The organism is Novosphingobium sp. (genome assembly GCF_027486195.1).
Lineage (GTDB): Bacteria > Pseudomonadota > Alphaproteobacteria > Sphingomonadales > Sphingomonadaceae > Novosphingobium.
Genome location: NZ_JAIXPP010000051.1, coordinates 1 through 25,422 on the forward strand (window position 1 = coordinate 1; position 25,422 = coordinate 25,422).

Annotated in this window: 19 protein-coding genes; 6 read left to right on the forward strand and 13 right to left on the reverse strand. The window is 67.0% G+C overall.

The genetic code is table 11. The features are described from left to right. Window positions 1-800, forward strand: an 800-nt coding sequence (gene gltA, locus Q0071_RS09795; RefSeq protein WP_298168169.1) for a citrate synthase, incomplete at its 5' end; no start/stop codon positions are given. 30 nt (window positions 801-830) lie between these two features. Then, window positions 831-1,022 carry a hypothetical protein gene (locus tag Q0071_RS09800; protein ID WP_298168172.1) on the forward strand — a complete coding sequence of 64 codons (192 nt, stop codon included), beginning with the start codon at window positions 831-833 and terminating at the stop codon, window positions 1,020-1,022. Between the two features lie 3 nt (window positions 1,023-1,025). On the opposite strand, the gene Q0071_RS09805 is transcribed toward Q0071_RS09800, so the two are convergent. From Q0071_RS09805 to Q0071_RS09820, 4 genes are all read right to left on the reverse strand, one after another. After that, complete coding sequence (locus Q0071_RS09805) at window positions 1,026-2,432, reverse strand: HAMP domain-containing sensor histidine kinase (protein WP_298168175.1); 1,407 nt, start codon at window positions 2,430-2,432, stop codon at window positions 1,026-1,028. Next, window positions 2,429-3,391, reverse strand: coding sequence for a hypothetical protein (locus tag Q0071_RS09810; RefSeq protein WP_298168178.1), 963 nt, complete (start codon window positions 3,389-3,391; stop codon window positions 2,429-2,431). The genes Q0071_RS09805 and Q0071_RS09810 overlap by 4 nt, the downstream gene beginning before the upstream one ends. Window positions 3,392-3,436: 45 nt before the next feature. Continuing rightward, window positions 3,437-4,657, reverse strand: coding sequence for a hypothetical protein (locus tag Q0071_RS09815; RefSeq protein WP_298168181.1), 1,221 nt, complete (start codon window positions 4,655-4,657; stop codon window positions 3,437-3,439). Window positions 4,658-4,758: 101 nt separating this feature from the next. Further along, window positions 4,759-5,064: an Hpt domain-containing protein gene (locus Q0071_RS09820; protein WP_298168184.1), complete on the reverse strand. Its 306-nt coding sequence runs from the start codon at window positions 5,062-5,064 to the stop codon at window positions 4,759-4,761. 72 nt (window positions 5,065-5,136) lie between these two features. Between Q0071_RS09820 and Q0071_RS09825 the strand changes: the two genes are divergently transcribed. Then, window positions 5,137-7,824 (forward strand): hypothetical protein, encoded by a 2,688-nt coding sequence (locus Q0071_RS09825; protein WP_298168187.1) that lies wholly within the window; start codon window positions 5,137-5,139, stop codon window positions 7,822-7,824. Window positions 7,825-7,880: 56 nt separating this feature from the next. Beyond that, on the forward strand, window positions 7,881-8,537 hold the full coding sequence (locus Q0071_RS09830) for a DUF4240 domain-containing protein (protein ID WP_298168190.1): 657 nt from the start codon (window positions 7,881-7,883) through the stop codon (window positions 8,535-8,537). A gap of 13 nt (window positions 8,538-8,550) precedes the next feature. Here Q0071_RS09830 and Q0071_RS09835 read toward each other — a convergent pair whose 3' ends face one another. The 5 genes from Q0071_RS09835 to Q0071_RS09855 form a co-directional block, all read right to left on the reverse strand. Next, the gene (locus Q0071_RS09835; protein ID WP_298168192.1) at window positions 8,551-9,042 is read right to left on the reverse strand and encodes a GNAT family N-acetyltransferase; all 492 of its coding nucleotides are present in this window, start codon (window positions 9,040-9,042) and stop codon (window positions 8,551-8,553) included. Window positions 9,043-9,092: 50 nt separating this feature from the next. Then, window positions 9,093-12,830: an error-prone DNA polymerase gene (locus tag Q0071_RS09840; protein WP_298168193.1), complete on the reverse strand. Its 3,738-nt coding sequence runs from the start codon at window positions 12,828-12,830 to the stop codon at window positions 9,093-9,095. Beyond that, window positions 12,823-14,409, reverse strand: coding sequence for a DUF6504 family protein (locus Q0071_RS09845; RefSeq protein ID WP_298168195.1), 1,587 nt, complete (start codon window positions 14,407-14,409; stop codon window positions 12,823-12,825). Before Q0071_RS09845 ends, Q0071_RS09840 begins: the two co-directional genes overlap by 8 nt. After that, complete coding sequence (locus tag Q0071_RS09850) at window positions 14,309-15,085, reverse strand: hypothetical protein (RefSeq protein ID WP_298168197.1); 777 nt, start codon at window positions 15,083-15,085, stop codon at window positions 14,309-14,311. Before Q0071_RS09850 ends, Q0071_RS09845 begins: the two co-directional genes overlap by 101 nt. A gap of 141 nt (window positions 15,086-15,226) precedes the next feature. Next, window positions 15,227-16,747 (reverse strand): amino acid permease, encoded by a 1,521-nt coding sequence (locus tag Q0071_RS09855; RefSeq protein WP_298168199.1) that lies wholly within the window; start codon window positions 16,745-16,747, stop codon window positions 15,227-15,229. Between the two features lie 238 nt (window positions 16,748-16,985). Here Q0071_RS09855 and panB point away from each other — a divergent pair, with 238 nt between their 5' ends. Beyond that, on the forward strand, window positions 16,986-17,855 hold the full coding sequence (gene panB, locus Q0071_RS09860; protein WP_298168201.1) for a 3-methyl-2-oxobutanoate hydroxymethyltransferase: 870 nt from the start codon (window positions 16,986-16,988) through the stop codon (window positions 17,853-17,855). A 43-nt stretch (window positions 17,856-17,898) separates the two neighbouring features. Continuing rightward, a complete protein-coding gene (locus tag Q0071_RS09865) occupies window positions 17,899-18,966 on the forward strand; it encodes a DUF475 domain-containing protein (RefSeq protein ID WP_298168203.1) in 1,068 nt (355 codons plus the stop codon). 224 nt (window positions 18,967-19,190) lie between these two features. Here Q0071_RS09865 and Q0071_RS09870 read toward each other — a convergent pair whose 3' ends face one another. The 4 genes from Q0071_RS09870 to prsK all read right to left on the reverse strand — a co-directional run bounded on the left by Q0071_RS09870 (window position 19,191) and on the right by prsK (window position 25,416). After that, window positions 19,191-20,258, reverse strand: coding sequence for a CaiB/BaiF CoA-transferase family protein (locus tag Q0071_RS09870; RefSeq protein ID WP_298168205.1), 1,068 nt, complete (start codon window positions 20,256-20,258; stop codon window positions 19,191-19,193). 70 nt (window positions 20,259-20,328) lie between these two features. Then, the gene (locus tag Q0071_RS09875; RefSeq protein ID WP_298168207.1) at window positions 20,329-21,933 is read right to left on the reverse strand and encodes a tetratricopeptide repeat protein; all 1,605 of its coding nucleotides are present in this window, start codon (window positions 21,931-21,933) and stop codon (window positions 20,329-20,331) included. After that, on the reverse strand, window positions 21,899-23,287 hold the full coding sequence (gene prsR / locus Q0071_RS09880; protein ID WP_298168355.1) for a PEP-CTERM-box response regulator transcription factor: 1,389 nt from the start codon (window positions 23,285-23,287) through the stop codon (window positions 21,899-21,901). Before prsR ends, Q0071_RS09875 begins: the two co-directional genes overlap by 35 nt. Beyond that, window positions 23,287-25,416: an XrtA/PEP-CTERM system histidine kinase PrsK gene (gene prsK, locus Q0071_RS09885; RefSeq protein ID WP_298168209.1), complete on the reverse strand. Its 2,130-nt coding sequence runs from the start codon at window positions 25,414-25,416 to the stop codon at window positions 23,287-23,289. Before prsK ends, prsR begins: the two co-directional genes overlap by 1 nt. Window positions 25,417-25,422 lie beyond the last annotated feature (6 nt).

Consider the following 25,422-nt stretch of genomic DNA (forward strand, 5'->3'; position numbering starts at 1 on the left):
ACCGCCTGATCGCCAAGATGCCGACGATCGCGGCGATGGCCTACAAGTATTCGGTCGGCCAGCCCTTCGTCTATCCGCGCAACGACCTGTCCTACACCGGCAACTTCCTGCGCATGACCTTCGCGGTCCCGGCCGAGGAATACGAGGTGAACCCGGTGGTCGAGCGGGCGCTCGACCGCATCTTCATCCTCCACGCCGATCACGAGCAGAACGCCTCGACCTCGACCGTGCGCCTGGCCGGTTCCTCGGGGGCAAACCCGTTCGCCTGCATCGCGGCCGGCATCGCCTGCCTGTGGGGCCCGGCGCATGGCGGCGCCAACGAAGCTGCGCTCAACATGCTCAAGGAAATCGGCACTCCTGACCGGATCCCGCACTATATCGAGCGCGCGAAGGACAAGAACGATCCGTTCCGCCTGATGGGCTTCGGCCACCGCGTCTACAAGAACTACGACCCGCGCGCGACGGTGATGCAGCAGACGGTGCGGGAAGTCTTCGCCTCGCTCAAGGTCACCGATCCGCTGTTCGAGACCGCCCTGCGGCTCGAGGAACTGGCGCTCAGCGACCCTTACTTCATCGAGAAGAAGCTGTTCCCCAACGTCGACTTCTACTCGGGCATCATCCTTTCGGCGATCGGTTTCCCGACCACGATGTTCACCGCGCTGTTCGCGCTGGCGCGTACCCTTGGCTGGGTGGCGCAGTGGAACGAGATGATCAGCGATCCCGGCCAGAAGATCGGCCGTCCGCGTCAGCTCTACACCGGCCCGGTGCAGCGCGACTACGTTCCCGTCGAAAAGCGCTGAGCCCTTGGGGCGGCGAGAGGAAGAAGCAGCATGAACCTGATCTTGCGTGTTTTCGGTATCGCCGCCCTCCTCATGGGCCTGCTCTGGATGGGCCAGGGAGCCGGTCTCATCATGTGGCCGGCGTCCAGCTTCATGCTGGAGCAGAAAGTCTGGATCCTGTGGGGCGGCGTGCTCACCGCTGCAGGAGCGGGGCTGCTGATCCTCGCCCAGCGCCGCCGCTGAGGTTCAGGCCGTCCGGTCGGGCGGCAGGGTCAGTTCGAAGCGCGCGCCTTCGCCCGCAGCGCTCGTCACCACGAGATCGCCGCCCATGGCGCGCGCGAGATGGCGCGAGATATAGAGGCCGAGGCCGGTCCCGCCATCACCGCTACGGCCCAGTCGCTCGAACTTTTCGAACACGCGTTCGGCCTGTTCGGCTGTGAGACCACGCCCTTCGTCCTGCACGGCGATCCAAGCACCGCGCTGATCCAGCCCCACCCCAAGCGTGACCGTGGTGCCTTCCGGACTGTAGCGGATGGCATTGGTGACAAGGTTGAGCAGCACCTGCAGCACGCGGCGGAACTCACCGATGGCCGGTACGTGCGCACCGCTTTCCGGCGTGACGAGCGTGATGCCGCGCTCCTGCGCACGCACCGAAAGGATACCCGCAGCCCGCCGTGCGCAATCGGCCAGATCGATATGATCGGGCGCCGGCGCAAAGCCCGGCGCTTCGACCGCTTCGAGATCGGCAAGGTCCTCGATCAAGCTCATCAGGTGGCGGCCAGCATCGGCGATATCACGCGCGTAGCTCGCATATTCCTCCGCCAGCGGCCCCGCGAGCCGGGTGCGGATTGTCTCGGCATTGGCGATGATGCGGGCGATCGGCTGACGCAGCGCCGGAGCCAGATCGCGGCCCAGCAGGCGGTTCCAGCCGGGCTGCGCCTCTGCCTCCTCCGGCTTGGCTTCGGCCGGCTGGGCGCTGGGAGGCAGCGCTTCGATAACTTCGGGAAGCGCCAGCAGCGCAAAGCCGCCCTGAGCGCGCGGGAGGATGCGTGCGCGCCAGTTGCGGACCGAGCCTTCGACCGTGAACGGCGCATCATCGAGCAGGCGCCAGTGCAGCGGCCCCTGCCGCGCAGTCATCAGATCGCTCACCCGGTCGATGGTTACGAAATCGGTCCAGTAGCGCCCCCGCCCCGTTTCCAGCGCAGCCGCAAGGTCAGCCAGATCGGCCGCGCGCACATCGGCAACGATGACCCTTTGCGCGTCGTCGAGCAGGATCTCGGCCTCGGCCAGATGGTGCAGTAGCGCGTCCGGCACGGGCAATTCGGCGGCAGACTCTTCGCCGCGATGCCATTGGCTGAGCTCGATCGCGGTTCCCTCGCCCTCCGGCGTCACGAACGCCATTGCGGTGACCGGGTAGCCTTCGTCGACCGAAAGGATCGTGCGCGAGGCAGGCTGTCCGGTCCGGCGCACGCGGCGCACCAGCGCAAGCAGCGCTGGCAGCGCGATGGCGCCGGGCACGGCACTGCCACTGCGGACCTGGAGGCCGGCCAGCGGTTCGTCCGCTGCGATCAGCTGGTCCGTGCCATCGGTGCGGGCGCGGATCATGCCGCCGGGCGTGGTGGGCGCGGCACCCTGTTCGCGCAGCGCGCTCATGCTGCTGCCTCGCCAAGCAGCGCGGCAGCATCGCCGGGCGAAAGCTCGGCATAGCCCTGCGGCAGAATGGCGTCCGGATGGAACGCCAGTGCGGCAGCGGCGACCGCAGCGGGTGCAAGGCCGCAGGCGCGCAGCGCCAGCAGGAAGCGCGGTAACTGGCTGTCCACGGTTGCCATGATCGCGGCCTCGCGGCTCAGCCCCGATCCGCGCGCAAGCGCGGTGAGGAACAGCGCGACCCCCGCCTTGTCGACATCAAGCGCCGCAAGCGCGGTGCCCCCCATGGCATCGAGCACGCGGCTCATCTGCGCGAGGCGTGAGCGGCTCTCATCGATCCCGGCGCGCACGCTGCGCTCGGCGATCAGGGCATAGGCATCCGCCGTGGCATCCAGCCCGACATGGGCCCGCAGGGTGACCAGCGCGATGTGGACCAGATCGCCCGGCAACTCGCCAAGCGGCAGCTGCATGCGCCGCTGGCTCTGGCAGAAGCGCGCCTGCGCGGCGAGGAGGGTCATCGCACTTGCTGAGGCCTGCCCATCGGGATCGGCCATGCGCGACTGGAGCAGCGGTGGCAGTACCGGATCAAGCGCGCGGCTGCGCTCGAGCTTGACGGTCCATTGCCATTCCAGCGCAAGGGCATGAAAATGCTCGAGGAAGGCGGGATTCTCGACAAGCACCTGGGCCAGTTCGTCCGCCGCTTGATGCGCCCAGCCCTCAGGCTCGGAATGGCCTGCCGCCTCGGCCAGCGCAACGACCAACTGGCGCGCCACATCGACGAACATGCCGCGTACGCGCGCGACGATCTCGTCACTGAAGATAGAACTGTCGTCGCTGCGCAGAAGATGCCGCAATATGGGCACGGCATTGGCCACAGCGCCGCGCGCAGCCGCGATTTCTTCCGCCAGCGGCGAAGGGATCGCGGTTGCCGAAGCTCCGGAAGATGCGGGTATGGCCATCGTCACCAGCATAAGCCTGTGCTGGTTAATTCGGGGTTAGGCGGTCGACCGTCACGCAGGCCGCCCTCCAGCGGGCAAGGCGCTCCCCGGCCCATCGCTGCGTGCGGTGAGAAACAGCCCCACGACCATGAGCGTCACGACCAGCGCGCGCAGCACGAAATCGAACGGTAGCAGGATGCTGGAGAGCGCCAGCAACGTGCCGACCACGAAACGATCGTTGAGCCACCAGATCCACGCTTCATCGCCTCGCAACCGGGCAAGCAGCCGCAGCAGCAGGAACAGCACCACCGGCGGAAACCACGCAATTCCCCATGGCACGCCGGTGACCGCGGGAATCTCGCTCCGCCACGCACAAAGCGTGATGAACATGCCGTCCAGAACCCAGTCGGCCAGCTGGTCGAGCGGGGCGACGCCCGTCGAGGCGATCAGCGAATCCCGTTCGACCCGGGCGAGCAGCCCCGCCACCTGGTGGACCAGCCACGCCAGCGCCAGCATGGCAAAGCCCGGTCCGCACCAGCCGAACCAGCCCGCGCCGGTGCCTAGCAGAGCCGTGATAACCGCGCCCAGCGCGATCAGGTAAGGGCGCGTGCCGGCATGCAGCAGCGCCGGCCCCAGCGTGCGCACCACACCTGCCGCCAGCCACAAACCCGGCGAGCGGACCTGCGCGCTGGCGGTGTGCAGCCGCACCCAGCCCGGCTCTGCGCGGTGCGCTTCGGCCTCATCGCGGATCAGGCGCCAGCGGCCCTGATCGAGCAGGAGCTGCGGCAATTCACGCTGCACGATCCGCGCCTGCGAGGCGATGCGCAGCAGCGCCGAGCCGGGGTTCCAGTCCCCCGGCAAATCGCCCAGCGCGGCAATCAGCTTGCCCGGCAGCAGCATCGCGCCTGCGCCGGCGTTGTTGATGTCGATCCGCTCGAAGCCGAGCGGAAGGCCCGTCTCGACCGGCAGCGTCAGGACAACCGGGCCATCGCCGAGCAGACGCAGCGCATCCTCGGGCATGGCGAGCAGCCCTTCGCCCAGCACGAGCAGTTCGTCCTCGGCCGCGACCAGCGGTGCCAGGGCACGGGCCGAGGCGATCACGTGGAAGCGTGCCCCGCCCGCCTCTGCCGCATGCTGGAGCACGACGAGATCATTCGTGAGCGTTTCGGCCAGAACCACGATGCGCGAGCAGCCTAGCGCCATGGCAAGGCCCAGTTGATGGCGCAGGATCGAGCGGCCGCCGATCGGCAGCAGGCCGCGAAGACCCTGTGGCTCGCCCTGAGCGGCGTCCATCAACGACAACAATGCGACCCGCAAGGCGGCGACCTCCCTTTGCCCTATGCTAGGGCCGCCGGGCAGCAATGCCAAGTGTGTGGGCCAAGTGTGAGGGCGAATCAGCCGGTAGGTTCGATCGAATCGAGCGCGGCGGCAATGCGGCGCAGCACAACCGGCTCTCCCGGTGCTGCCTGCAGGGCCTGATCGGCTAGCGCGATGAGATCTTCGGCATGGAACGTCGCGGCAAGGCTTTTCAGGCGCATGGCGGCCATTTCCCAATTGCCGTCGCACCGGGCGCGGCCCAGCAGATCAAGCTGGCGGCGGGCAGATTCGACGAAAGCGGCCCTCAGTTCGCGAAAGAGGTCCGCATCGTCGCCGGTTGCCGCCGCCAGGTGGGCATCGATCGCATCGCCAAGATAAGCCATGGCAAAGGGAATATCGGCTTTGGGTTAACCCCCGCTTTAAGCGGCAGCCCCATGTGTGTTAAGGTCTCCGACATGGCCGGGGGAAGAAAGATCATCGCGATCGAAAGTGGCGCGGACGACGACGCAGCGAATGCGGCTGCCGTGCGGCTGGGCAAGCGTCTGGCAAACGAAGCGCTGCTCGAGGAAGCCGATACCGGTGCGGCGCTGGCCGCATTGGAAGAGGATGTTGCTGACAGCGGCTGGCCGATCGCGCCAACCCCGGAAGACAGTATGGCCGTTTGGGACGATGATGGAGACAACAGGCTGCCGCTCCAGCGCGAGTGGCTCGGCCTTGCCATCGGCGGCGCGCTGATTGCGGCGTGGACGGCTGCTTTCGTGATGGGCAATTGGGCCGCGTTTCAGCAAGCCCAGCCTCTGGGCGTGTGGACCGCACTCGTCTCGGCGTGGTCTGCGCCGGTGCTCGTAGTGTTGGTCGCGCTCCTCCTCGTGCGGCGTGGCAGCCGGCGCGAGGCCGCGCGCTTCGGTGATGCTGCACAATTGCTCCGCATCGAATCACAACAGCTTGAGCGCCGCCTGGCCGCCGTGAACACCGAACTTTCGCTCGCGCGCGATTTCCTGGCGGCCCAGGGCCGCGATCTCGAATCGCTGGGCCGCATTGCGGTGGAGCGGATCAGTGGCAATGCCGGGCAATTGCAGGCCCTGATCGCCAGCAACGGTGCGCAAGTCGATCGTATCGGCACGGTTTCGGACCACGCGCTGGAAAACATGGAAAAGCTGCGCGGCCAGCTGCCCGTGATCGCCAATTCGGCGAAGGACGTCACCAACACCATCGCGAACGCCGGGCGCACGGCGCATGCCCAGCTGGAAGACCTCGTCGCCGGGTTCCAGCGGCTCAACGAATTCGGCCTCGCCAGCGAACGGCAGGTCGGCACGGTGCGCGAATCCGTCGATGCAGCCCTTGCCGCCTTCGAGGAAAGCGCCGCGCGGATCACCCAGATCAGCGAGACGCGCTTCGCAGCCCTGGAAGAAGGCACCGATGCGCATCGCCGGCGCCTCGATTCCGAAGAAATCGCTGCGCTCGCCGCCATCCGCACCCGCGCCGAAACGCTCCACGAAGAGCTTGCCCGCCAGCGCGAGGCGATCATCCGCAGCGAGGAAGACACCCTTGCCGCGCTCGGTGCGCGCTTTGCCGCCATGCGTGCGGAAAGCGGCGCGTTCAGCCGCTCGCTGAGCAGCGCCGAAGACACCGCGCTGCGCCAGTTTGCCGAACGTTCGGAGACCCAGCTGGCCGCCTTGCGCCATGCCATCGAAGCGCTCGGCAGCGATCACGAAGCGCTGATCTCCGCCTCGCGCGATCGGCTCGCCGCGTTCGAGGCCAACGCCACCGATCTCACCCACCGCCTTGGCGAGGATGCGACCTTGCTCGACGAGCAGCTCGCCGCCCGGCGCGCGAATCTCGAAGTCGCCTCGGCTGAGCAGCGCGCCGCGCTCACCCAGAGCCTCAGCGATCTCGACAGCGCGATCCGCGAACGCCGTTCCGCGATGGCCGCTGCCGGGGCCGAAGCGGCCGAGGCACTTGCCCGCAAGCTTGCCGATCTCGATACCGCCGTCGAAGCGCAGCGCCAGCGCCAGCTGGAAGAAGCGCGCGCGCTGGGCCAGCAGTGCGAGGCGATCGCCGCACAAGTCGCGGGCTTCAGCGCGACCCTCAAGCTCTCCGGCGAAACCGGCGATGCCGCCGCGACGACCATCGACCGCGCGCTGGCCGCCCTCAATCAGCACCTTGTGGACATGCGCCAGGCTCTGAATGGCACCGACGGGCAGATCGGCACGCTGACCGATTCGGCGGTGCGCCTGCTGGAGCTGATCCAGGCGGGCAGCGACCATGCCGGCACCGCGCTTCCCGCTGCGCTGGGCCGCGCCGAAGCCGGGCTTGGCGCCTTCGAGAACCGGGTCGACCAGATGCGCGCGGCGCTTGGCGAAGCCGGCGAGACCGGCCGCGCCCTGTCGCAGGACGCGGAGAACACACGCAGCAGCCTGAAGGCGGCGATGGCGGACGCAGCGCGCATGCAGAAGACACTCGCCGCGCAGGCCGCCGAACAGGAAGCGCGTCTTGGCGAACTGCGCGCGCTTCTCGCCGCAGCGCGGGAAGACAGCGAGGCGCTTTCGCAGGATATAGACGGGCAGCTTTCGGGCGCGATCGTCCGCGTACTGCAGGGCCGCGGCGCCGAACTGGTGGCCCGGCTGGAAGAAGCGATCGACAGCGCTGCCGCCGCGAGCCGCGAGACCGCGATCCAGCTGCGCGACCAGCTCGCCAAGGTGGACGAACTGGCCGGCAACCTCGAAAACCGCGTCGCCCGCGCGCGCGAACGCGCCGAAGAGCAAGTCGACAACGATTTCGCCCGCCGCACCGCACTGATCACCGAATCGCTCAATTCCACCGCGATCGACATCACCAAGGTGCTCTCTGCCGACGTTTCGGAAACCGCCTGGGCCTCGTACCTGCGCGGCGACCGCGGCATCTTCACCCGGCGCGCGGTCAGCTTGCTCGAGAGCAGCGAAGCCCGCGCGGTGCAGCAGCACTATGAGGCCGACACCGAGTTCCGCGGCCATGTGAACCGCTACGTCCACGATTTCGAGGCGATGCTGCGCCAGCTGCTCTCGACCCGTGACGGGCATGCGCTGGGCGTGACGCTGCTCTCTTCCGATATGGGCAAGCTCTACGTGGCGCTCGCGCAGGGGATCGAGCGACTGCGGACCTAGTCGGGCTGCCCGATTGTCGGCAACGATCTGCGCCGTGGTAGCCAATGGAGTTCAGCATGATCAGAAGCGTCGCGCTTGGACTTCTGGTCGTCGCAGGACTCGGATTTCGACCAATGGCGGCGCGGTCTGCTGATCGTGATGGTCCGGTAGGCCGCCCAATCCTCGTGCCCCCGGCGCGGCAGATTGCCCCCCTCGATGAGCGGGCCTTTTGGACGCTTGTCGATCAATCGGCAAAGTTCGAGGACGAACCGGAAGCTCAGATTGTGGCGCTTCGTAGCAGCCTGAGCCGACTGCCGCAGGAGAGGATCGCCGACTTCGAGCGGGTCTTCGATCAGGTCATGCGTCGGTCTTATTCCTGGGACCTCTGGGGCGCTGCCAGTGTTGCCAATGGCGGTGCGTCGGATGACGGTTTCGAGTATTTTCGGTGCTGGCTGATTTCAAAAGGCCGCAAAACGTTCGAGGCCGTATTGGCCAATCCCGATAGTCTTGCCGAAGTCTTGGCACCGGGCCCTCAAGGCAGCCTCGAGTTCGAAGATTTTGCCTATGTTGCACGTGAAGCGTGGTCGGCAAAGACGGGTCGCGACTGGAACGAGATGCCGTTTGTTGCGGCCATGATGTATGCCGAAAGTCCCGGTGGCATTCGTTTCAACGATAATCCGACTGACCTCGCAAAGCGGTATCCGAAACTGTGGGCGAGGTTCGGCAGCCGGTGATGTGTTGGAAACCTTACAACCTCTTCCACATCAGCGTTTCATCCACATAGCTGCCATCGCCGCGCCGAACCGAGTCCGGTTCACTGGCATAGACCTCATAGCCGTGGCGTTCGTAGAGCGTCTGGGCGCGCGGGTTGTCGGCCATCAGGGTCAGTTGCAGCTGGCGCAGGCCGAGTTCGCGGGCCTTGGCTTCAAGCTGCTCCAGTATGCGCGCCGCAGCGCCCGAGCCGCGTGCGGCGGGGACGGCATACATGCCCCAGACGAGGCCTTTGTGATCGAGCTTCTGCCCGGCGATGCGCGTGAGGCCGCCGACGGCAAGCCATTCGCCGTCCTGCACCACGGCATAGACATGATCGCGCGCCAACCGGTCGCGCCAGGCCGCCACGCCGATGGCATCGTCATCCGCGCCCGCACCGCGAAAGCTCATCGCTTCGGCTTCAAACATGATCTGGCGCAGCGCGAGGAAGCGCGCGGTGTCGTCGGGGCCCAGTTGCACGAGTTCCATGGGGCGATCGCCTAACTGCGGCTCGCGGCGCAATTGTGGCGCGCGCGGCTTCAATGAAAATCGCGCGATTTCGGGATCACGCGGACGTTGCGCGGATGGCTGCGCGCAGGTGGCGGGACGCGGCCGGGCACGGGGCGGTTGACCTCATCGGCGCGGGCCATCGCGGGCTGCAGCGCATCGTCTGAAAGCCGCGCGAGGCCCTCGCTCGCGTCGGTCAGGTGCTGGGCGATCACGTGGATCACCTCGTCGTCGTACTCCACCCGCCCGCGCACTTCCATCAGCCGCGCGCCCATCACCACGCTGCGCTGCTTCTCCTTCAGATCGGGCCAGATCACGAGGTTGATCACCCCCGTCTCATCCTCCAGCGTGATGAAGCACACGCCCTTGGCGCTGCCCGGCTGCTGGCGCACCAGCACCACGCCCGCCACCCGCACCATCGAGCGCACCTTGCGGTCGCGCAGGTCTGCCGCGCGCACAAAGCCGCGCTCGGCCAGCTCGGCGCGCAGGAAGGCCATGGGGTGTGCTTTCAGCGAAAGCCGCTGCGTCTGATAATCGGCGACGACTTCCTCCGAGAGCGGCATGGTCGGCAGGCGGGTCCGCGCGCGTTCCTCCCCCTCCTCGCGCGCGTCGGCGGCGGCGAACAGCGGCAGGGCATTGGCGGCAACAAGGCTGCGCGCATCCCACAGCGCCTGCCGCCGGGGCAGGCCCAGCGAGCCGAAGGCATCCGCCGCCGCCAGCCGCTCGATTACTGCCGGCGAAAGCCCGACGCGTGTCTTGAGCGCGGCCACATCCTCGAACCGCCCCCCCGCCTCGCGCGCGGAAACGAGCGCGGCGGCGGCATGTTCGGGGAGGCCATCGATCTGACGGAGGCCGAGGCGGAGGGCCATTCTGGGTTCGCGCAGAGGCGCAGAGGCGCGGAGAGCGGAAGAAAGATCGGGTTCGCGCAGAAATCGCAGTGACCGCAGAGATTCAAGAGAAGGCGGCGAAGCCGCTTTTGATCCTGACGGCCTATCAAATTCACTTTCTGCCTGCGGCGCACGCAAGCTCTCTGCGATCTCTGCGGTCTCTGCGCGAAATATTTCCCTTCTCTGCGCCTCTGCGCCTCTGCGCGAACCATCCTCTTCCAAGGCTTCCAAGGTGCAATCCCACATCGAATGATTCACATCGATCGGCAGCACCGTGACCCTATGCTCCACCGCATCGCGCACGATCTGCGCGGGTGCGTAGAAACCCATCGGCTGCGAATTGAGCAGCCCGCAGGCAAACGCTGCCGGATAGTGGCACTTCAGCCAGGACGAAACATAGACGAGGTGCGCGAAGCTGGCGGCGTGGCTTTCGGGAAAGCCGTATTCGCCAAAACCGCGGATCTGGTTGAAGCAGCGCTGCGCGAAATCGCGGTCATAGCCGCGCTGAGTCATGCGTTCGACCATCATGTCCTGCAGTTCGTCGACCATGCCCCGGCGGCGGAAGGTGGCCATGGCCTTGCGCAGGCGGTTGGCTTCCGCGCCGGTGAACTTGGCCGCATCGAGCGCGATCTTCATCGCCTGTTCCTGAAAGATCGGCACGCCCAAGGTGCGGCCGAGGATCGAGGTCAACTCGTCCGGCGGGCCGAAAGCGGGGCCGGGCGCCGGGATGCTGACGGCCTCCTCCCCCCGCCGCCGCCTGAGATAGGGGTGCACCATATCGCCCTGAATCGGCCCGGGCCGCACGATCGCGACCTGGATGACGAGATCGTAGAACTCACGCGGGCGCAGGCGCGGCAGCATGTTCATTTGCGCACGGCTTTCGACCTGGAACACGCCGAGCGAATCGCCCTTGCGCAGCATGGCGTAAGTCTCCGGGTCCTCACGCGGCACGGTGGCGAGTGTGAGATCGCGGCCGTGATGTTCGCCGAGGAGATCGAGGCATTTGCGGATGCAGGTCAGCATCCCGAGCGCCAGCACATCGACCTTGAGGATGCCCAAGGCGTCAATATCGTCCTTGTCCCATTCGATGAAGCTGCGGTCCGCCATCGCGCCATTGCCGATCGGCACGGTCTCGGTCAGCGGGCCTTGCGTGAGGATAAAACCGCCGACATGCTGCGAAAGATGACGTGGCATGTCAATCATCTGCTCGGTCAACTTTAGAACTCGCTTGAGGTGTGGATCGGTGAGATCGAGCCCTGCCTGCGCGACGTTCTTCTCGGCGATCTCGCCCCCCCAGCCGCCCCACACGGTGCGCGCGAGGACGGCGGTGACGTCTTCGGTGAGGCCCATGGCTTTCCCCACTTCGCGGATCGCCATGCGCGGGCGGTAGTGGATCACCGTCGCGCAGAGCCCAGCGCGCTGGCGGCCATAGCGGCGATAGATGTACTGGATCACTTCCTCGCGCCGCTCGTGCTCGAAATCGACGTCGATATCGGGCGGCTCGTTGCGATCCTCGGAAATGAAGCGGTCGAACAGCAGCGCATGGCGTGCGGGATCGACCGCCGTGATGCCGAGGCAATAGCACACCGCCGAATTGGCCGCCGAACCGCGCCCCTGGCACAGGATTGGTGGATCCTGATTGCGCGCAAAATCAACGATATCCTTGATAGTCAGAAAGTAGGTTGCGAGGTTGAGCTTGCCGATCAGCGCGAGTTCGCGCGCCAGCGTATCGCGTACACTGTCCGGCACGCCGGAGGGGTAGCGCTCCGCCGCGCCGAGCGCGGTCTGTTCCTCAAGCCAATCCTGCGGGGTGCGGCCTTCGGGGCAGATTTCCTCGGGGTACTCGTAGCGCAGTTCATCGAGGCTGAAGGTGCAGGCATCGGCAAGCTCGCGCGCGGCGGTGATGGCGTGGGGCCAGCGTTCGAACAGGCGAATCATCTCGGCCGGGGATTTCAGGTGGCGCTCGGCATTGGGGTGGAGCAGATGCCCGGCACGCGCGACGGTGGTCTTGTGGCGGATCGCCGTCATCACATCCTGCAAGGGCCGCCGCGCCGCTTCGTGATAGAGCACGTCGCCCGTGGCAAGGAGGCCGAGGCCATGCGCCCTGGCCAGCGCATCGAGCGCGCTGATCCGCGCGATATCGTCGCCGCTGTAGAGATAGCTCGCCGCCAGATGGCGCATGGTGGGCAGGCTGTGGACAAGATGGGGGACAAGCGCGGCAAAAGGCAGGGATAGCGTGCTCCCCTCCCGCTGGCGGGAGTTCCCTTCCATTCCCCCCTCCCGCTGGCGGGAGGGGTCGGGGGTGGGCTGTTCAAGCGCAACGTCTGCCGCTTGCCCACCCCTAGCCCCTCCCGCCAGCGGGAGGGGGACAACGTTGCTCTCCACTTCGATGGTGAAGTGCGCATCCAGATCGCGCGGGGGGATCAGCACGAGGTGGACGCCTTCCGCATGTGCCGCCAGCAGCGCAAGATCGATCTCGCAGACCCCCTTGGCCTGCCATTCGCCATCCAGCCGCGCCATGCGTCCGGCGGAAATAAGGCGGCACAGGCGGCCATAGGCGGCGCGGTTTGCCGGATAGGCGAGGAAGGCGAGCCCCTCGACCGTCTCGATCCGGCAGCCGATCACGGGCCGCACGCCCAGCGCCTTCGCCTCGCCATGCACGCGCACCACGCCCGCCATCGAATTGGCGTCCGCCACCCCCATGGCATCGTAGCCAAGCCGGTGCGCGGCGAGCACAAGGTCGACCGGATCGGACGCCCCGCGCAGGAACGAGAAGCAGGTGGCAAGCCCGAGTTCGACAAACGGCGCCCGAGGCGGCGGGGTTACCCCCTCCTCCTCGGGCGCGACATGGCGGCGCGCCGGGGTGAGCGGTATGTCAGGCACAAAGCCCCTGCAGGAACCATTCAGGCGCGCCGCCGCGGCCATCGCCGGCAAGGCCGTGGCGGTAGATCCAGTAGCGCCGGCCCGTGCTATCCTCGATGCGGTAGTAATCGCGCAGCCGCACCGTGGAGCGTTCGCGCCACCATTCGGGCGCGATGCGTTCGGGCCCTTCGGCGCGCGCGATCTCGTGCACCCCGCCGCGCCAGCGGAACAAGCGGGGGAGCCCGTCGGGCGCTTCGTAGATCACCGCGATGGGTTCAGGCCGGTCGAGCAGCTTCAGCGGCCGTTCGTGGAAAGCGAAGTCTTCCTGAAGGCCGGGCAGCGGCTCCAGCGGCGGGGCCCAGCGCTGCGCGCGTTCGGGCAGATGGCTGGCGCGCGGCACAGGGCGGCGCACGGCCTCCGCGCCCAGCCGCACGGTCAGCCGATCCATGCAGGCGGCGAGGCTGGTGCCGTGGCGCTCTGCGGCGGCATCAAGCTCGGTCTGCGCGAGCGCCAGCGGCTCGGTCCACGGCGCGCTGAGCCGGACAAGTTCGATCCCGAAGCCCGCATCGAGATCATCGAGCCGCGCGGCGAACAGGCGGCAGACATGCGCGGGATCGCGCGTGGCCGCTGCCATCTCCAGCCGCCGCACCACGACGTCTCCATCGACCTTCCACGCCGCCATCTCGAGCCGCCGCGCGCCCTCCCCGCGTCCTTCAAGCGCGCGCGCCATGTCTTCGGCGAGATCGGCGAGCACGCGGTCGAGCAGCGGGCGGTGGCGGATGGGTTCCATCAGGCGGCGCTGCACCATGGGTTGTTCGGCGGCGACCACCGGCAGCAGGGGCTCAGGCACCCGGCCGAGCAACTGATCGAGCCGCACCAGCGGGTTTGCGCCGGGCGAGCGGCGGTTGCGGAAGCGCCGCGCCAGCGCCTCGCGCCCGATGCCGGCGAGATCGCCCAGCCGCTTGAGCCCGAGGCGGCGCAGCAGCAGCAGGACATCGTCATCGAGCCGCAAGGCCGCGACGGGAAGCGCGGCGAGGCGGTCCATGAGATCATCCCCGGCTTCGAGGATCGCGCCCTCCGGCCCATAATGCGCCAGTGCCCAAGCCGCGCCCGCCGTCGGTGCGATCGCGGCGCGCGCTGCAAGGCCGCGCCGTCGCAGCTGCGCGCGCGTATCCGCCAGCAGCATGGCCTCCCCGCCGAACAAGTGCGCGGCGCCGGTGGTATCGACGATCAGGCCATCGGGCGGATCGAGCGCGCTCCACGGGCCCCAGCGCTGCGCCCAGAGCGCGAGGGTTTCGAGGAACGCAAGGTCCCCCGCCGGATCGGCCGGACGCACGGCCAATGCGGGGCAAAGCGCCCGCGCATCCGCCAGCATCGCGTGCGCGCGCACGCCCTCAGCCATGGCGGCGGGATTGGCGGCGGCGATCCGTGGCCCGTGCGCCGTTTCGGCAATCAGCGCGAGCGGTGCGGCATCACTGCCCTCTCCCCGCGCGCAGCCTTCAGCCAGCCGCCAGCGATCGAGCGCCAGGTCCGCGCACCAGATCGCCATGATCCGGCGTGCCAGAACCGGCGGGCTCGGCGGCGAGAGCGGTGTCTTCATCGCGCAAGGTCCAGTGTCCGGGTTGAAAGGTGTGGGCGCGGAACAGCTCTGCAGACCATGTCGCGCGGCCGGGCGCCTGGGGGTTCCAGCGCGGCGGGGGCGAGGTGGCGGCGGCCACGCGCCAGCGCATCCGCGCCGAGCCGAGATCGCTGCGCGCATCCAGCCGCACCAGCCACAGCGCAGTGCCATGCTTTTCGGCGGCAAGGCTGAGCCGGCGCGAGGCGGTGAAATCGAGCGCGCGCGGATTGCTCGCGATTTCGCCGATCACGAAAGCGAGATCACGGCAGCGCAGCCCTTCTTCCAGCGCGAAGAGCGCATCTTCCGGCGTCGCGGCGGCAACATGGATCAGGCGGTGGCGCAGATGCGGCGGGAGGCCCGGGCGATAGGGCCGGCCTGAAAGCCGCAGCGCCGCCTTGTCCTGCACCCAGAGCCAGGGGCGCTGATCCTCTGCATCGGTGCAAAGAGCATCCCGAGCCAAGGCCAGCGCGAGGGCTACCCCGCTCGCTTCCCCGGCTGGCGCAAACACTTCAGCATGACGGCACCCGGTGGCCAGCCCCGGCCGCCAGCGCGCCGATTTGGCGCCGGAAAGAACACGAGAGACAGCACCACGACGCAAGCCTGCGGCCAGCGGCGGGGAGAGAACATGGATTTGGGACGAGGCTTCGATTCGGCTCATGTTCCCATTATGTTCTTATTCTCTCGCCATGCAAGCACCTCCCCGCGCGCCCCACACTTTCGTGCAAAAGGGCCCTTCCATGCAAAAGGGCCGCCTCCCGGTGGGGAAGCGGCCCTCCTGTATGGCGATTGCCCGCCCTTGTCAGACGATGGGCGGCACCGACTGCGGCGGAATGTCCGCGTCCGTCTCGTGCACTTCGACCGTGCCCCGGCCGACATGGCTGCGGCTGCGGCTGTAGGTGTAGTAGACAAAGAGGCCGATCACCGCCCAGCCGAAGAACAGCAGGATCGTCTCATGCGAGAGGCTGAGGAACAGGTAGACACAGCCCGCGATCGAGATCGGCGCGACCACCGCCACCGCCGGCGTGCGGAACGGGCGGTGCCGCTTGGCATCGGTCCGGCGCAGCACCAGCACCGCGATCGAAACCGCAGCGAAGGCGAAGAGCGTGCCCGAGTTGGACACGTCGGCCAGCAGACCCACGGGGAAGAAGGCGGCAAACAGCGCCACGAACACGCCGGTGAGCATCGTGATCACATGCGGGGTGTGGAACTTGGGGTGGATGCGCGAGAAGAACTCGGGCAGCAGCCCGTCACGGCTCATCACGAAGAAGATGCGGGTCTGGCCGAACATCATCATCAGGATCACCGAGGGCAGCGCCAGAATGGCTGCGGCACCGACCAGCCAGCCGACGAAGGGATAGCCGACCGAGCGCAGCGTCCAGGCCAGCGCCTCCTTCGAGCAGACCACCGCGTTGTCCTGAACGGCGGCGCAAGCGGCCGAGAGAGCGGGCGTGCCGGGTGAAAGCACCTCACCCGCCGGACCGAACATCGGCTGCGCGCCGACAGTGCCGATCACACCGGCAGCAACGAGCATGTAGAACACGGTGCAGATGCCGAGGCTGCCGATCAGGCCGATGGGCATGTTGCGCTGCGGGTTCTTGGTTTCCTCCGCCGCGGTCGAAACCGCATCGAAGCCCACATAGGCAAAGAAGATCGAGGCCGCCGCGCCCGAAATGCCGGCAAAGCCGAGCGGCGCGAAGGGCACGAACTTGCCCGACTGGATCACCGGCAGGGTCAGCACCACGAACATCGAGAGCGCAGCGATCTTGATCGCCACCAGCACCGCGTTGACCGTGGCGCTTTCCTTGGTGCCGAGCACGAGGAGGCCCGTGATCACCGCCGCGATCGACATCGCCGGCAGATTGATGATCCCGCCATCAAACGGCCCGCGCACGAATTCCAGCGGCACGGTTATATGGAAACTGTGCTGGACGAACCCGATCATGTAGCCCGACCAGCCGACCGAGACCGCACCTGCCGCAATCGCGTATTCGAGGATCAGCGCCCAGCCGACCATCCAAGCCACGAGCTCGCCCATCACGGCGTAGCTGTAGGTATAGGCAGAGCCCGAAACCGGCACCATCGCGGCCATTTCCGCGTAGCACAACGCCGCCACCGCGCAGACGAAGCCAGCGATGATAAAACTGATCATCATGCCGGGACCCGCCTTCTGGGCAGCCTCGGCAGTCAGCACGAAAATGCCGGTGCCGATGACGGCGCCGACGCCGAGCATGGTGAGCTGGAAAGCGCCGAGCGATCGATGGAGCGATTTCTTCTCGGCAGTTGCAAGAATGGCGTCGAGTGGTTTGACGCGACCGAACATTGATTTCTCCCGCCTTGGTCCGTCAGCCGATTGCGCCCTTTTCACCCATTGCGCGGGCGCGACTGCCGGTCACCAGGTTTGCTACTTTTATTGCTAGCGCCGAGGGCCGCTGCCGCAAAGCGCTTTTTCCCCAACCCTGTGCACCGGGGCGGAACAACCAAGGCCCGAAACGGACCCGCCTTGCGGCTTTGCGGCTTTGGTCTAAAAGCGCGAGGCCCAGCGACAGGGAACCTCGCTAATGTCCACGACCTACGTCCTCGACACCGCCACCAGCCGCGCGCACCCCACGCCGGCGCCGATGAAGCGGCTCAACATTCCCGGCATCCGCCAGCGCAAGGTGGATGGAGTGACCGAGCAGCCGGTGGTGATGCTCACCGCCTATACCGCGCGGCAGGCCCAATTGCTCGATGCGCATTGCGATCTGCTGCTGGTGGGGGATTCGCTCGGCCAGGTCATCTATGGCCTGCCTTCCAGCGTGCCCGTCACGCTCGACATGATGTGCGCGCATGGCGCTGCGGTCGTGCGCGGATCGTATCATGCGGCGGTCGTGGTCGATATGCCCTTCGGCGCCTACGAGCGTTCGCCCGAGCAGGCCTTCGACAGCGCCTCGCGCCTGCTCAAGGAAACCGGCTGCGATGCGGTGAAGCTCGAAGGCGGCGTGGCGATGGCCGAGACCGTGGCGTTTCTCGTCGCGCGTGGCATTCCGGTGATGGGCCACGTCGGCCTCACCCCCCAGGCGGTCAACGTGCTCGGCGGCTACAACGCACGCGGACGCAGCGCGGCGGAAGCCGAGAAGATCGTCGGAGACGCGCGCGCAATTGCCGAGGCCGGGGCCTTTGCCATCGTCGTCGAAGGCGTGGTCGAACCGCTGGCCATCCAGATCACCAAGGCCGTGCCCTGCCCCACCATCGGCATCGGCGCTTCGGCGCAGTGCGACGGCCAAGTGCTGGTGACGGACGACATGCTCGGCATGTTCGAGCGCACCCCGCGCTTCGTGAAAATCTACGAGCACCTTGCGGAGACGATTTCCGCCGCCGCCGCGACTTATGCCGCCGAAGTGCGCGCTCGCACTTTTCCGGGGGTGGAACAGACGTATCAGCCGAAGTAAGAGGCACTGCGCCGCTATTATGCGGCCATGACGGGACCCCAAATTGCTCAAGAACTTCGGCGGCTCGATCGCCTTCACGCTTGTCTGCCTCGCGCTGGCGGCCGCCTACGGCTGGTTCCAGACCGCATCCGTGCCTGCAACGCTCGCGATGCTGTGGATCGTGATCATGCTTTCGGTGCTCGAGATCTCGCTCTCGTTCGATAACGCCGTGGTCAACGCGGTGGTGCTCGGGGAAATGGACCCGGTGTGGCAACGCCGCTTCCTCACCTGGGGTATGGTGATCGCGGTGTTCGGCATGCGCATCGTGTTTCCGGTGGCGATCGTGGCGATTGCATCGGGCATCGGGCCGGTCGAGGCGGTCCGCATCTCGCTGACCGAACCGAAGCGCTACGAGGAAATCGTCTCCAGCGCGCATGTCGGCATCGCGGGCTTCGGCGGGGCGTTCCTCGCCATGGTCGGCCTCTCGTTCTTCTTCGATGGCGACAAGGACGTCCACTGGATCAGCTGGATCGAAACCCGCCTGGCCCGTTTCGCCGATATCAAGGCAGCGGAAATCGCCATCCTGCTGGTCGCGGTCTACGGCATTTCGCTGCTGCTGCCCCCTGACGAAGCGCTGACTTTCCTGGGCGCAAGTGCACTGGGCATCGTGACGTTCATTGCGGTCGAGGCAATCGGCACGCTGCTTGAAATGCAGGAAGCGGCGCAGAAGGCGGCGGGCCAGGTCGTGCGTTCAGGGCTCGGCGGGTTTCTCTATCTCAACGTGCTCGATGCCTCGTTCAGCTTTGACGGGGTGATCGGAGCCTTCGCGCTGTCCAACAACATGGTGGTCATCGCGCTCGGCCTGTCCATCGGCGCGATGTTCGTGCGCTCGCTCACGCTGCTGCTGGTCAAGCAAGGAACGCTGGCGGAATACCGCTATCTCGAGCACGGCGCCTTCTGGGCAATCGTGGCGCTGGCCGCGATCATGCTGATCTCGGCGCATGTGGAAATCCCGGAGACGGTGACTGGCCTGATCGGCGCGGTACTGATCGGGCTCTCGCTGTGGTGGTCTGTCCGCCACAACCGCCGGTTCCCCGATTGCGAGATAGAGGACGCGCTGCGGGCGGAGTAGGACGCGCCGCAGAAAATGCAGGCGAGCTTTGTTTCTTGAAAAGAAGAAGGCTGGTTCTCGCAGAGCTCGCAGAGGAAACAAAGAGCGCAGGGATGCTGCTTGGTACGGCAAAGCCACATTATCAACGAGCGGCTCGGCAAGCAGGATAATGCCTGCGGCGCACGCTACATCTTTGCGATCTCTTCTGCCTCTGCGCCCTCTGCGAGAAACAGCCTTTATTCGGATCAATCCAGCGGTTCAGACGCCAACTTGGGCGAAGGCGCAGGCGTACCCATGAAGCGCGGCGCTGGGGCGGGCATCGTCATTCCGCCATCTTCCACGAACGTGCTGCGCGCCGCATTGTGCGGGTGGTGGGGCGCTTCCTTGAGGCTCAGGACGGGCGCGAAGCAGATGTCCGTGCCGTCCATGATCGCTTCCCACTCCGCACGGCTCTTCGTCGCGATCATCGCGGCGACTTTGGCCTTGAGCGCCGGCCAAGCCGACTGGTCATGCTGCGCAGCGAAGGCGGGATCGGCGCCGAGCCCGCTCTTTTCCATCAGCAGCTCGTAGAATTGCGGCTCGATCGAACCCAGCGCGATCCACTTGCCATCGCTTGTCTGGTAGGTGTCATAGAAATGCGCGCCGCCGTCGAGCAGGTTGACCCCGCGCTCGTCCTTCCACTGGCCATTGCCGAAGAAGGTCCAGGTCATCGCTGAAAGGATCGCCGCGCCGTCGACCATGGCGCAATCGATCACCTGACCCTGGCCGGTCCGCTGCGCCGAGAGCACGCCCGCCAATACGCCGAACGCCATGACCATCCCGCCGCCGCCAAAATCGCCCACCGCATTGACCGGGAATTGCGGCTTGCCGCCTGCCTGTCCATAGGTGTGCAGCGCACCGGCGAGTGCGATGTAATTGATATCATGGCCTGCCAGCGGTGCCATCGGGCCATCCTGCCCCCAGCCGGTCATCCGGCCATAGACGAGGCGCGGATTGTCGGCGAGCAGCACGTCCGGCCCCAGCCCCAGCCGCTCCATCACGCCGGGGCGGTAGCCTTCGATGATCGCGTCGGCGTCTTTCACCAGTTCGCGGATGCGGGCGATCGAGGCGGGGTCCTTGAGATCGAGCTCGATCCGCACGCGGTTGCGGTTGAGGATATCGCGGTTGCCCTGATCCCCCACCCGCGCGCCCTTGCTAGGCCGGTCGATGCGGATCACCCGCGCGCCGTGATCGGCGAGCATCATGCAGGCGAAGGGTCCGGGTCCGATCCCCGCGAACTCGAGAACCGTCAAACCTTCCAGCGCACCAGCCATCACTCACCCCGTCTGTTTTAACCGATCGATTGAAAAGAGGTTTGCCCCGCGATTGCCTCGCTGTCGAGACTTATTGCACCGGCTGGGGCTGACCGCGTGCGGCAAGGGCCCGCGAAATCGCCAGATAGGCATCGCGGCGGGGCTCCCTTGCCCAGGCGGCGGCGAGCAGCTTCATCGCCAGCAGGCTCTGGGGGTTCTGGGCCAGATAGCGCGAGGTCATGGAATCGGCATCGCGCGTGCGGCCGAGCGCCCGCAGGGTGGCATCCATGCGCCGCAGCACAGGTTCGTTGAAGCGGATCGATGCGCCGTTCTGATAGTCCGCCAGCGCGCCTGCCGCATCACCGCGCATGGTGCGCACGTCACCGGCAAGGAGGTGCGCTTCGGCCGCGCCGGGATTGGCATCGCGCAGACGGTCCGCCGCGGCCTGCGCCTCGTCATTGCGGCCATCCTTCAGCAGCGCGCGAATATAGGGCACCGCCGTCTGCGCCCGGTTTGGCGCATCGGCATAGGCACCGCCCAGCACGGCTGCGGCGAATTCGGTGGGCAGCGGCACCGGACCGTGAGCCGCAGGGTGCGCCGCGCGCGCAAAAAGCGCCTCGGCACGGGCCTTGTTGCCCAGCCGCTGCCAGCTCGTACCGACCAGACGCAGCGTATAGGGCGGCGCGGTCGCCTGCATGGCATCCTTGTCGAAGCGGCCCAGCAGCGGCTGATCGCTGCCTTGGCGCGACATGGCGCGCAGCAGCATCTGCCGTGCCTCGAGATTGTCCGGCTGCAGGCGCACCAGCCGGTCGAACTGCTCCACCGCCACGTTGGTATTGCCCGCCCGGTATTCGAGCACGCCGGTCAGCATGACGGCGGCGGGCATGTCGCGAAAGGCGTTGCCCGTGCGCTGCAGGATTGTTCGGGCCAGATCGGTCTCCCCGGCGCGCGCCGCCAGAACGGCTTGCAGATAGGCGGGGCGCGGGTTCTTGGGATCGACTTGCGCCAGTTTTCGGCACACGATCAGCATCCCGCGATACGCGCCCATATCGCCCAGCGTCGCGGCATATTCGCCGAGCAGCGCGGGATCATCGGGCCGCACCTTGAGCCCCGCCTCGAACCAGGGCAGCGCGGCGGCGAGGCCATATTGTTCGCGGATCAGCAGGCCCCGGAAGGCCAGCGCGCGGGCATTCTTCGGATCGAGCGCAACGGCGCGGTCTGCCGCTTCGATCGATTGCAGCTGCTCCCCGCCCGAGAAGCGCAGGGAGGCAATCGCGACCCAGAGGTCGGAATCCCTCGGGTTGGCCCTCAGCGCCGTATCGAATGCGTTCGCCGCGCCGCGCAGATCGCCCTGTGCCAGCGCGATCTGGCCGCGCACGCGCCAGCCCAGTGCCTCGGTGCCGGGTGCGAAGGTACCGCCTTCCAGCACCTTGCGCGCCTCGCTGCGGTCCCCTTCGGCCAGCAGCGCCTCGCCCAGATGCGCCCGCAGTTCGTCCTCGCGGGTGCCGCCCTTGATCGCCGCGCGCAGCATGACTTCGGCCGAGACCGGATCGCGCCGCTCGATTGCCGCCTGCGCTTTCGCACGCAAGTCATCGAGCCGCGAGGCTCCCGCCGCCGGCCCCGCCAGCAGCAAGGCCCCCAACGCAAGGCCGAGCGCCCGCTTAATGCTGAAGGTCGTACTGCTTGAGGAGGTCATAGAGCGTGGGCCGGCTGATCCCCAGCAGGCGCGCGGTGTTGGAGATGTTGCCCTCGCTCCGCGCAAGCGCATGGCGGATCATCTTGCGGTCGGTCGCCTCGCGCGCGGACTTGAGGTTGAGCGGATTGGCCTCGTCCTCGCCTGGTTCGGCCAGATCGAGATCGGCGGCGCCCACCAGCTTGCCATCGGCCATGATCACCGCGCGCTTCACGCGGTTTTCGAGTTCACGGACGTTGCCCGGCCACGTCCAGGCGTCGATCGCGGCCAGCGCATCGGGCGCGAAGCCCTTGACCGAGGGGTTCATCTCCGCCGCAAAGCGCGTGAGGAAGACCTTGGCCAGCAGCGCCGCATCGCCCGGCCGTTCAGCGAGACTCGGGATGCGCACGACGATCTCTGCGAGCCGGTAGAACAAGTCCTCGCGGAACCGTCCGTCGGTGATCATAGCCTCAAGGTTCTGGTGCGTCGCGCACACGATCCGCGTGTCGACCTCGATCGAGCGCCGACCGCCGATGCGCTCGATCGTGCGCTCCTGCAGGAAACGCAGCAGCTTGACCTGCAGCGGGAAGGGAATGTCGCCCACTTCATCAAGGAACAGCGTGCCGCCGCTGGCCTGCTCGATCTTGCCCTCGGTGGTCTTGACCGCGCCGGTGAAGGCGCCCTTCTCATGCCCGAACAGCTCGCTTTCGAGGAGGTTTTCGGGGATTGCCGCACAGTTGATCGCGACGAACGTGCCTTGCCGGCGGGGGCTCGCTTCGTGGAGGCCACGCGCGAGAAGTTCCTTGCCGGTGCCGCTCGCACCCAGCAGCATGACCGAGACATTGGTCCCCGCCACGCGCTCGATCGTGCGCGCGACCTTGACCATCTCGGGCGCACCGGTGATCAGGCGGCCCAGCACCTTGTTGCCTTCAGGCGCCCGCTCGGCCAACTGCCGGTTCTCCGCCTCGATGCGGTGAAGGTGCAGCGCGCGCCGAACGATCAGGCCCAGCGAATCGATATCGACCGGCTTGGCGTAGAAATCATAAGCGCCTTGGCTGATCGCCCTGAGCGCGCTTTCGCGTGCGCCGTGGCCGCTGGCGACGATCACCTTGGTATCAGGCTTCAGCGCCATGATCGCATCGAGCACGGCAAAGCCCTCGCTCGTCCCGTCCGGATCGGGCGGCAGGCCGAGGTCGAGCGTTACCACCGATGGCTCTTCCGATCGCAGCAACGCGAGCGCGGTCTGGCGGTCGCCCGCGATGTGCACCTCGAAGTCCTCGTAGGCCCACTTGAGCTGCGCCTGCAGGCCCGGATCATCCTCGACGATGAGGAGCTTGGGGAGTGCCTTTACAGCACTCGGGGGCCGGTCCTGGATCATCATGCCACCTTCTTGTCGCCCGACGTACCGTCAGGCTGTGTTTCGAGTTCGGTCGCCACCACCAGCGGAAGACGCACCGCAAACCGGCTGCCAAGGCCCTCGCGGCTCTCCACTTCGAGCCGGCCGTTCATCGCACGCACGAGTTCGCGCGCTTCGAACGCGCCGATGCCGAAGCCGCCCGCCTTGGTCGAGACGAACGGTGTGAACAGGCGGTTGCGCACAAAGTCCGCGCTCATGCCGGAGCCGGTATCGGAAACCTCGATCACGCCGCTCAGGCCATCGAGCCGCGTCTGGAGCAGGACCGCCATGCCGGGCTGGCTGGCGTCGATCGCGTTCTGCACGAGATGCGCGAGCACTTGTTCGAGCGTCTCGCGGCTCGCCGTTACATGGCAGGGCTGGCTCTGGGTGACATAGACCGGGCACTCGCCCCCCGCCCCGCGATAGCGCGCGGCAACCGCTTCGATGACTTCGGCCGCATCGACCGCCTCCAGCCGCTGCACGCCGCCCGCGCCATAGCGCGAGAGCCGCGCCAGCAGGGCGTTGAGCTTGTCAGCGGAATTGGTCAGTGTCACCAGCATGTCCTTGCGGAATGCGGGATTGTCGGCATGGCGCTCGGCATTGCGGGCGAGCAGCGCGAGCTGGCTGGCGAGGTTCTTGATGTCGTGCATCACAAAGGCAATGCGGCGGTTGAATTCATCGAACCGGCTCGATTCGAGCAGCGCGCTCTGGCCGTTGTGCTCGGCGATGTAGCTGGCCAGCTGCTGCCCCACGACGCGCAGGAGATCGAAGTCTTCCCAATCGAGCTTGCGCGCCAGCGGCGGGCGGGCCAGCACGACAAGGCCGACGAGCCGGTCGAAGTACAAGAGCGGCACCAGCGCCCATGCGCCATGCTCTTCCACCAGCCACTGCGGCATGAGCGCGATTTCGCCCTCGTGGTCCGTGCCGGACCGCACTTCGTCGAGATCGACGATGAAGCCGCGCCGCTCGAAGAATTGCGCGGTATCGAGCGGCATCGCCTCGGCCGGAACCTCTATGGTCGGCCACTGCCACCGCGCTGCAAGCACGAGATCGCCGCCTTCGCCCGGGATCAGCATGAGCCCGCTGGCGCTGTCGGTAATGTCGGCCAGCGCCTGCACCACGCGCGCATGGAGCGGCAGCGCCCCCTGCCCGCCGCGCCCGATGGTGCGGGTGAAGCGCAGCCACTCGGCGCGGTAGTCATAGCGGTGCTGGAAGAAGTGCTTGGCCAGCATCACATTGAGCCAGCCGCGCAAGCGCCCCGAAGGCACCAGCGCGAGGATTACCACGGTCGTCGCAAAGGCAAAGCCCAGCTGCGCCAGCTGGCTGACATTGCCGCCAAGCCAGGCGACCGATTGAGCCGCCGCGACCATCAGAATCAGATAACCGCCGATCACCAGCAGCGAGAGCGACTGAAACGCCACCGACCGGCTGGGCGAAAAGCGCAGCGCCGATCCGCCGCGCATCGCGCCCACCGAGACGAGCAGGATCGCGCCGATCTGCACAAGGCCGCGCAGGGCCACCATTTCGAGCGGGATGGTCCGGCCGAGATAGGCGATCGTATAGAAGTTGAGGTCGTACCCCCACATCAGGGCGAGCGCGAGCGCAGTCCAGCGCACAGCATCGCGCTGCCCGCTCAGCGCGCCGACATAAAGATTGTGGACCAGCACCAGCGCGCCCGTTGTCAGCAGCAGGCGGAACATCACCGAAAGCTGGAAGATCATCGCAACAGCCGGCTGAATCGCGGCAAAGCGGATCGCCAGCACCAGAAGCACGATCTGGAGCAGCTCGACCATCGCGAGCACCGCCAGCACCGGGCGCACCTGCACCACGCTGGTATGCCGGTTGTCGCGCGCGAAGAGCGAGTAGACCACCGCCAACCAGCACAGATTGCGCACCAGTTCGAACACTTGCGTCAACGCTGCATTCGGCCCGAACGAAGAGCTCAGCAGGGTCCAGGCCGTGGTCACCGTCAGCGCCGCGATCAGCGCGCGGCTGCTTTCCCTGCCGCGCCGCTGCCGGTCAGCCAGCCACACCGTGAGCAACATCGCCGCGAACGCCGCGGCGAGGTAGCTCCACTGGCTGAGGCCGATCCATCCAAGCGGACTTTGCATGGGGGT

Coding starts and splice junctions, on each gene's coding strand:
- Q0071_RS09800 (WP_298168172.1), top strand. CDS start 831: ATGAACCTGATCTTGCGTGTTTTCGGTATCGCCGCCCTCCTCATGGGC.
- Q0071_RS09805 (WP_298168175.1), bottom strand. CDS start 2,432: ATGAGCGCGCTGCGCGAACAGGGTGCCGCGCCCACCACGCCCGGCGGC.
- Q0071_RS09815 (WP_298168181.1), bottom strand. CDS start 4,657: ATGGACGCCGCTCAGGGCGAGCCACAGGGTCTTCGCGGCCTGCTGCCG.
- Q0071_RS09820 (WP_298168184.1), bottom strand. CDS start 5,064: ATGGCTTATCTTGGCGATGCGATCGATGCCCACCTGGCGGCGGCAACC.
- Q0071_RS09825 (WP_298168187.1), top strand. CDS start 5,137: ATGGCCGGGGGAAGAAAGATCATCGCGATCGAAAGTGGCGCGGACGAC.
- Q0071_RS09830 (WP_298168190.1), top strand. CDS start 7,881: ATGATCAGAAGCGTCGCGCTTGGACTTCTGGTCGTCGCAGGACTCGGA.
- Q0071_RS09835 (WP_298168192.1), bottom strand. CDS start 9,042: ATGGAACTCGTGCAACTGGGCCCCGACGACACCGCGCGCTTCCTCGCG.
- Q0071_RS09845 (WP_298168195.1), bottom strand. CDS start 14,409: ATGAAGACACCGCTCTCGCCGCCGAGCCCGCCGGTTCTGGCACGCCGG.
- Q0071_RS09850 (WP_298168197.1), bottom strand. CDS start 15,085: ATGAGCCGAATCGAAGCCTCGTCCCAAATCCATGTTCTCTCCCCGCCG.
- Q0071_RS09855 (WP_298168199.1), bottom strand. CDS start 16,747: ATGTTCGGTCGCGTCAAACCACTCGACGCCATTCTTGCAACTGCCGAG.
- panB (WP_298168201.1), top strand. CDS start 16,986: ATGTCCACGACCTACGTCCTCGACACCGCCACCAGCCGCGCGCACCCC.
- Q0071_RS09870 (WP_298168205.1), bottom strand. CDS start 20,258: ATGGCTGGTGCGCTGGAAGGTTTGACGGTTCTCGAGTTCGCGGGGATC.
- Q0071_RS09875 (WP_298168207.1), bottom strand. CDS start 21,933: ATGACCTCCTCAAGCAGTACGACCTTCAGCATTAAGCGGGCGCTCGGC.
- prsR (WP_298168355.1), bottom strand. CDS start 23,287: ATGATCCAGGACCGGCCCCCGAGTGCTGTAAAGGCACTCCCCAAGCTC.
- prsK (WP_298168209.1), bottom strand. CDS start 25,416: ATGCAAAGTCCGCTTGGATGGATCGGCCTCAGCCAGTGGAGCTACCTC.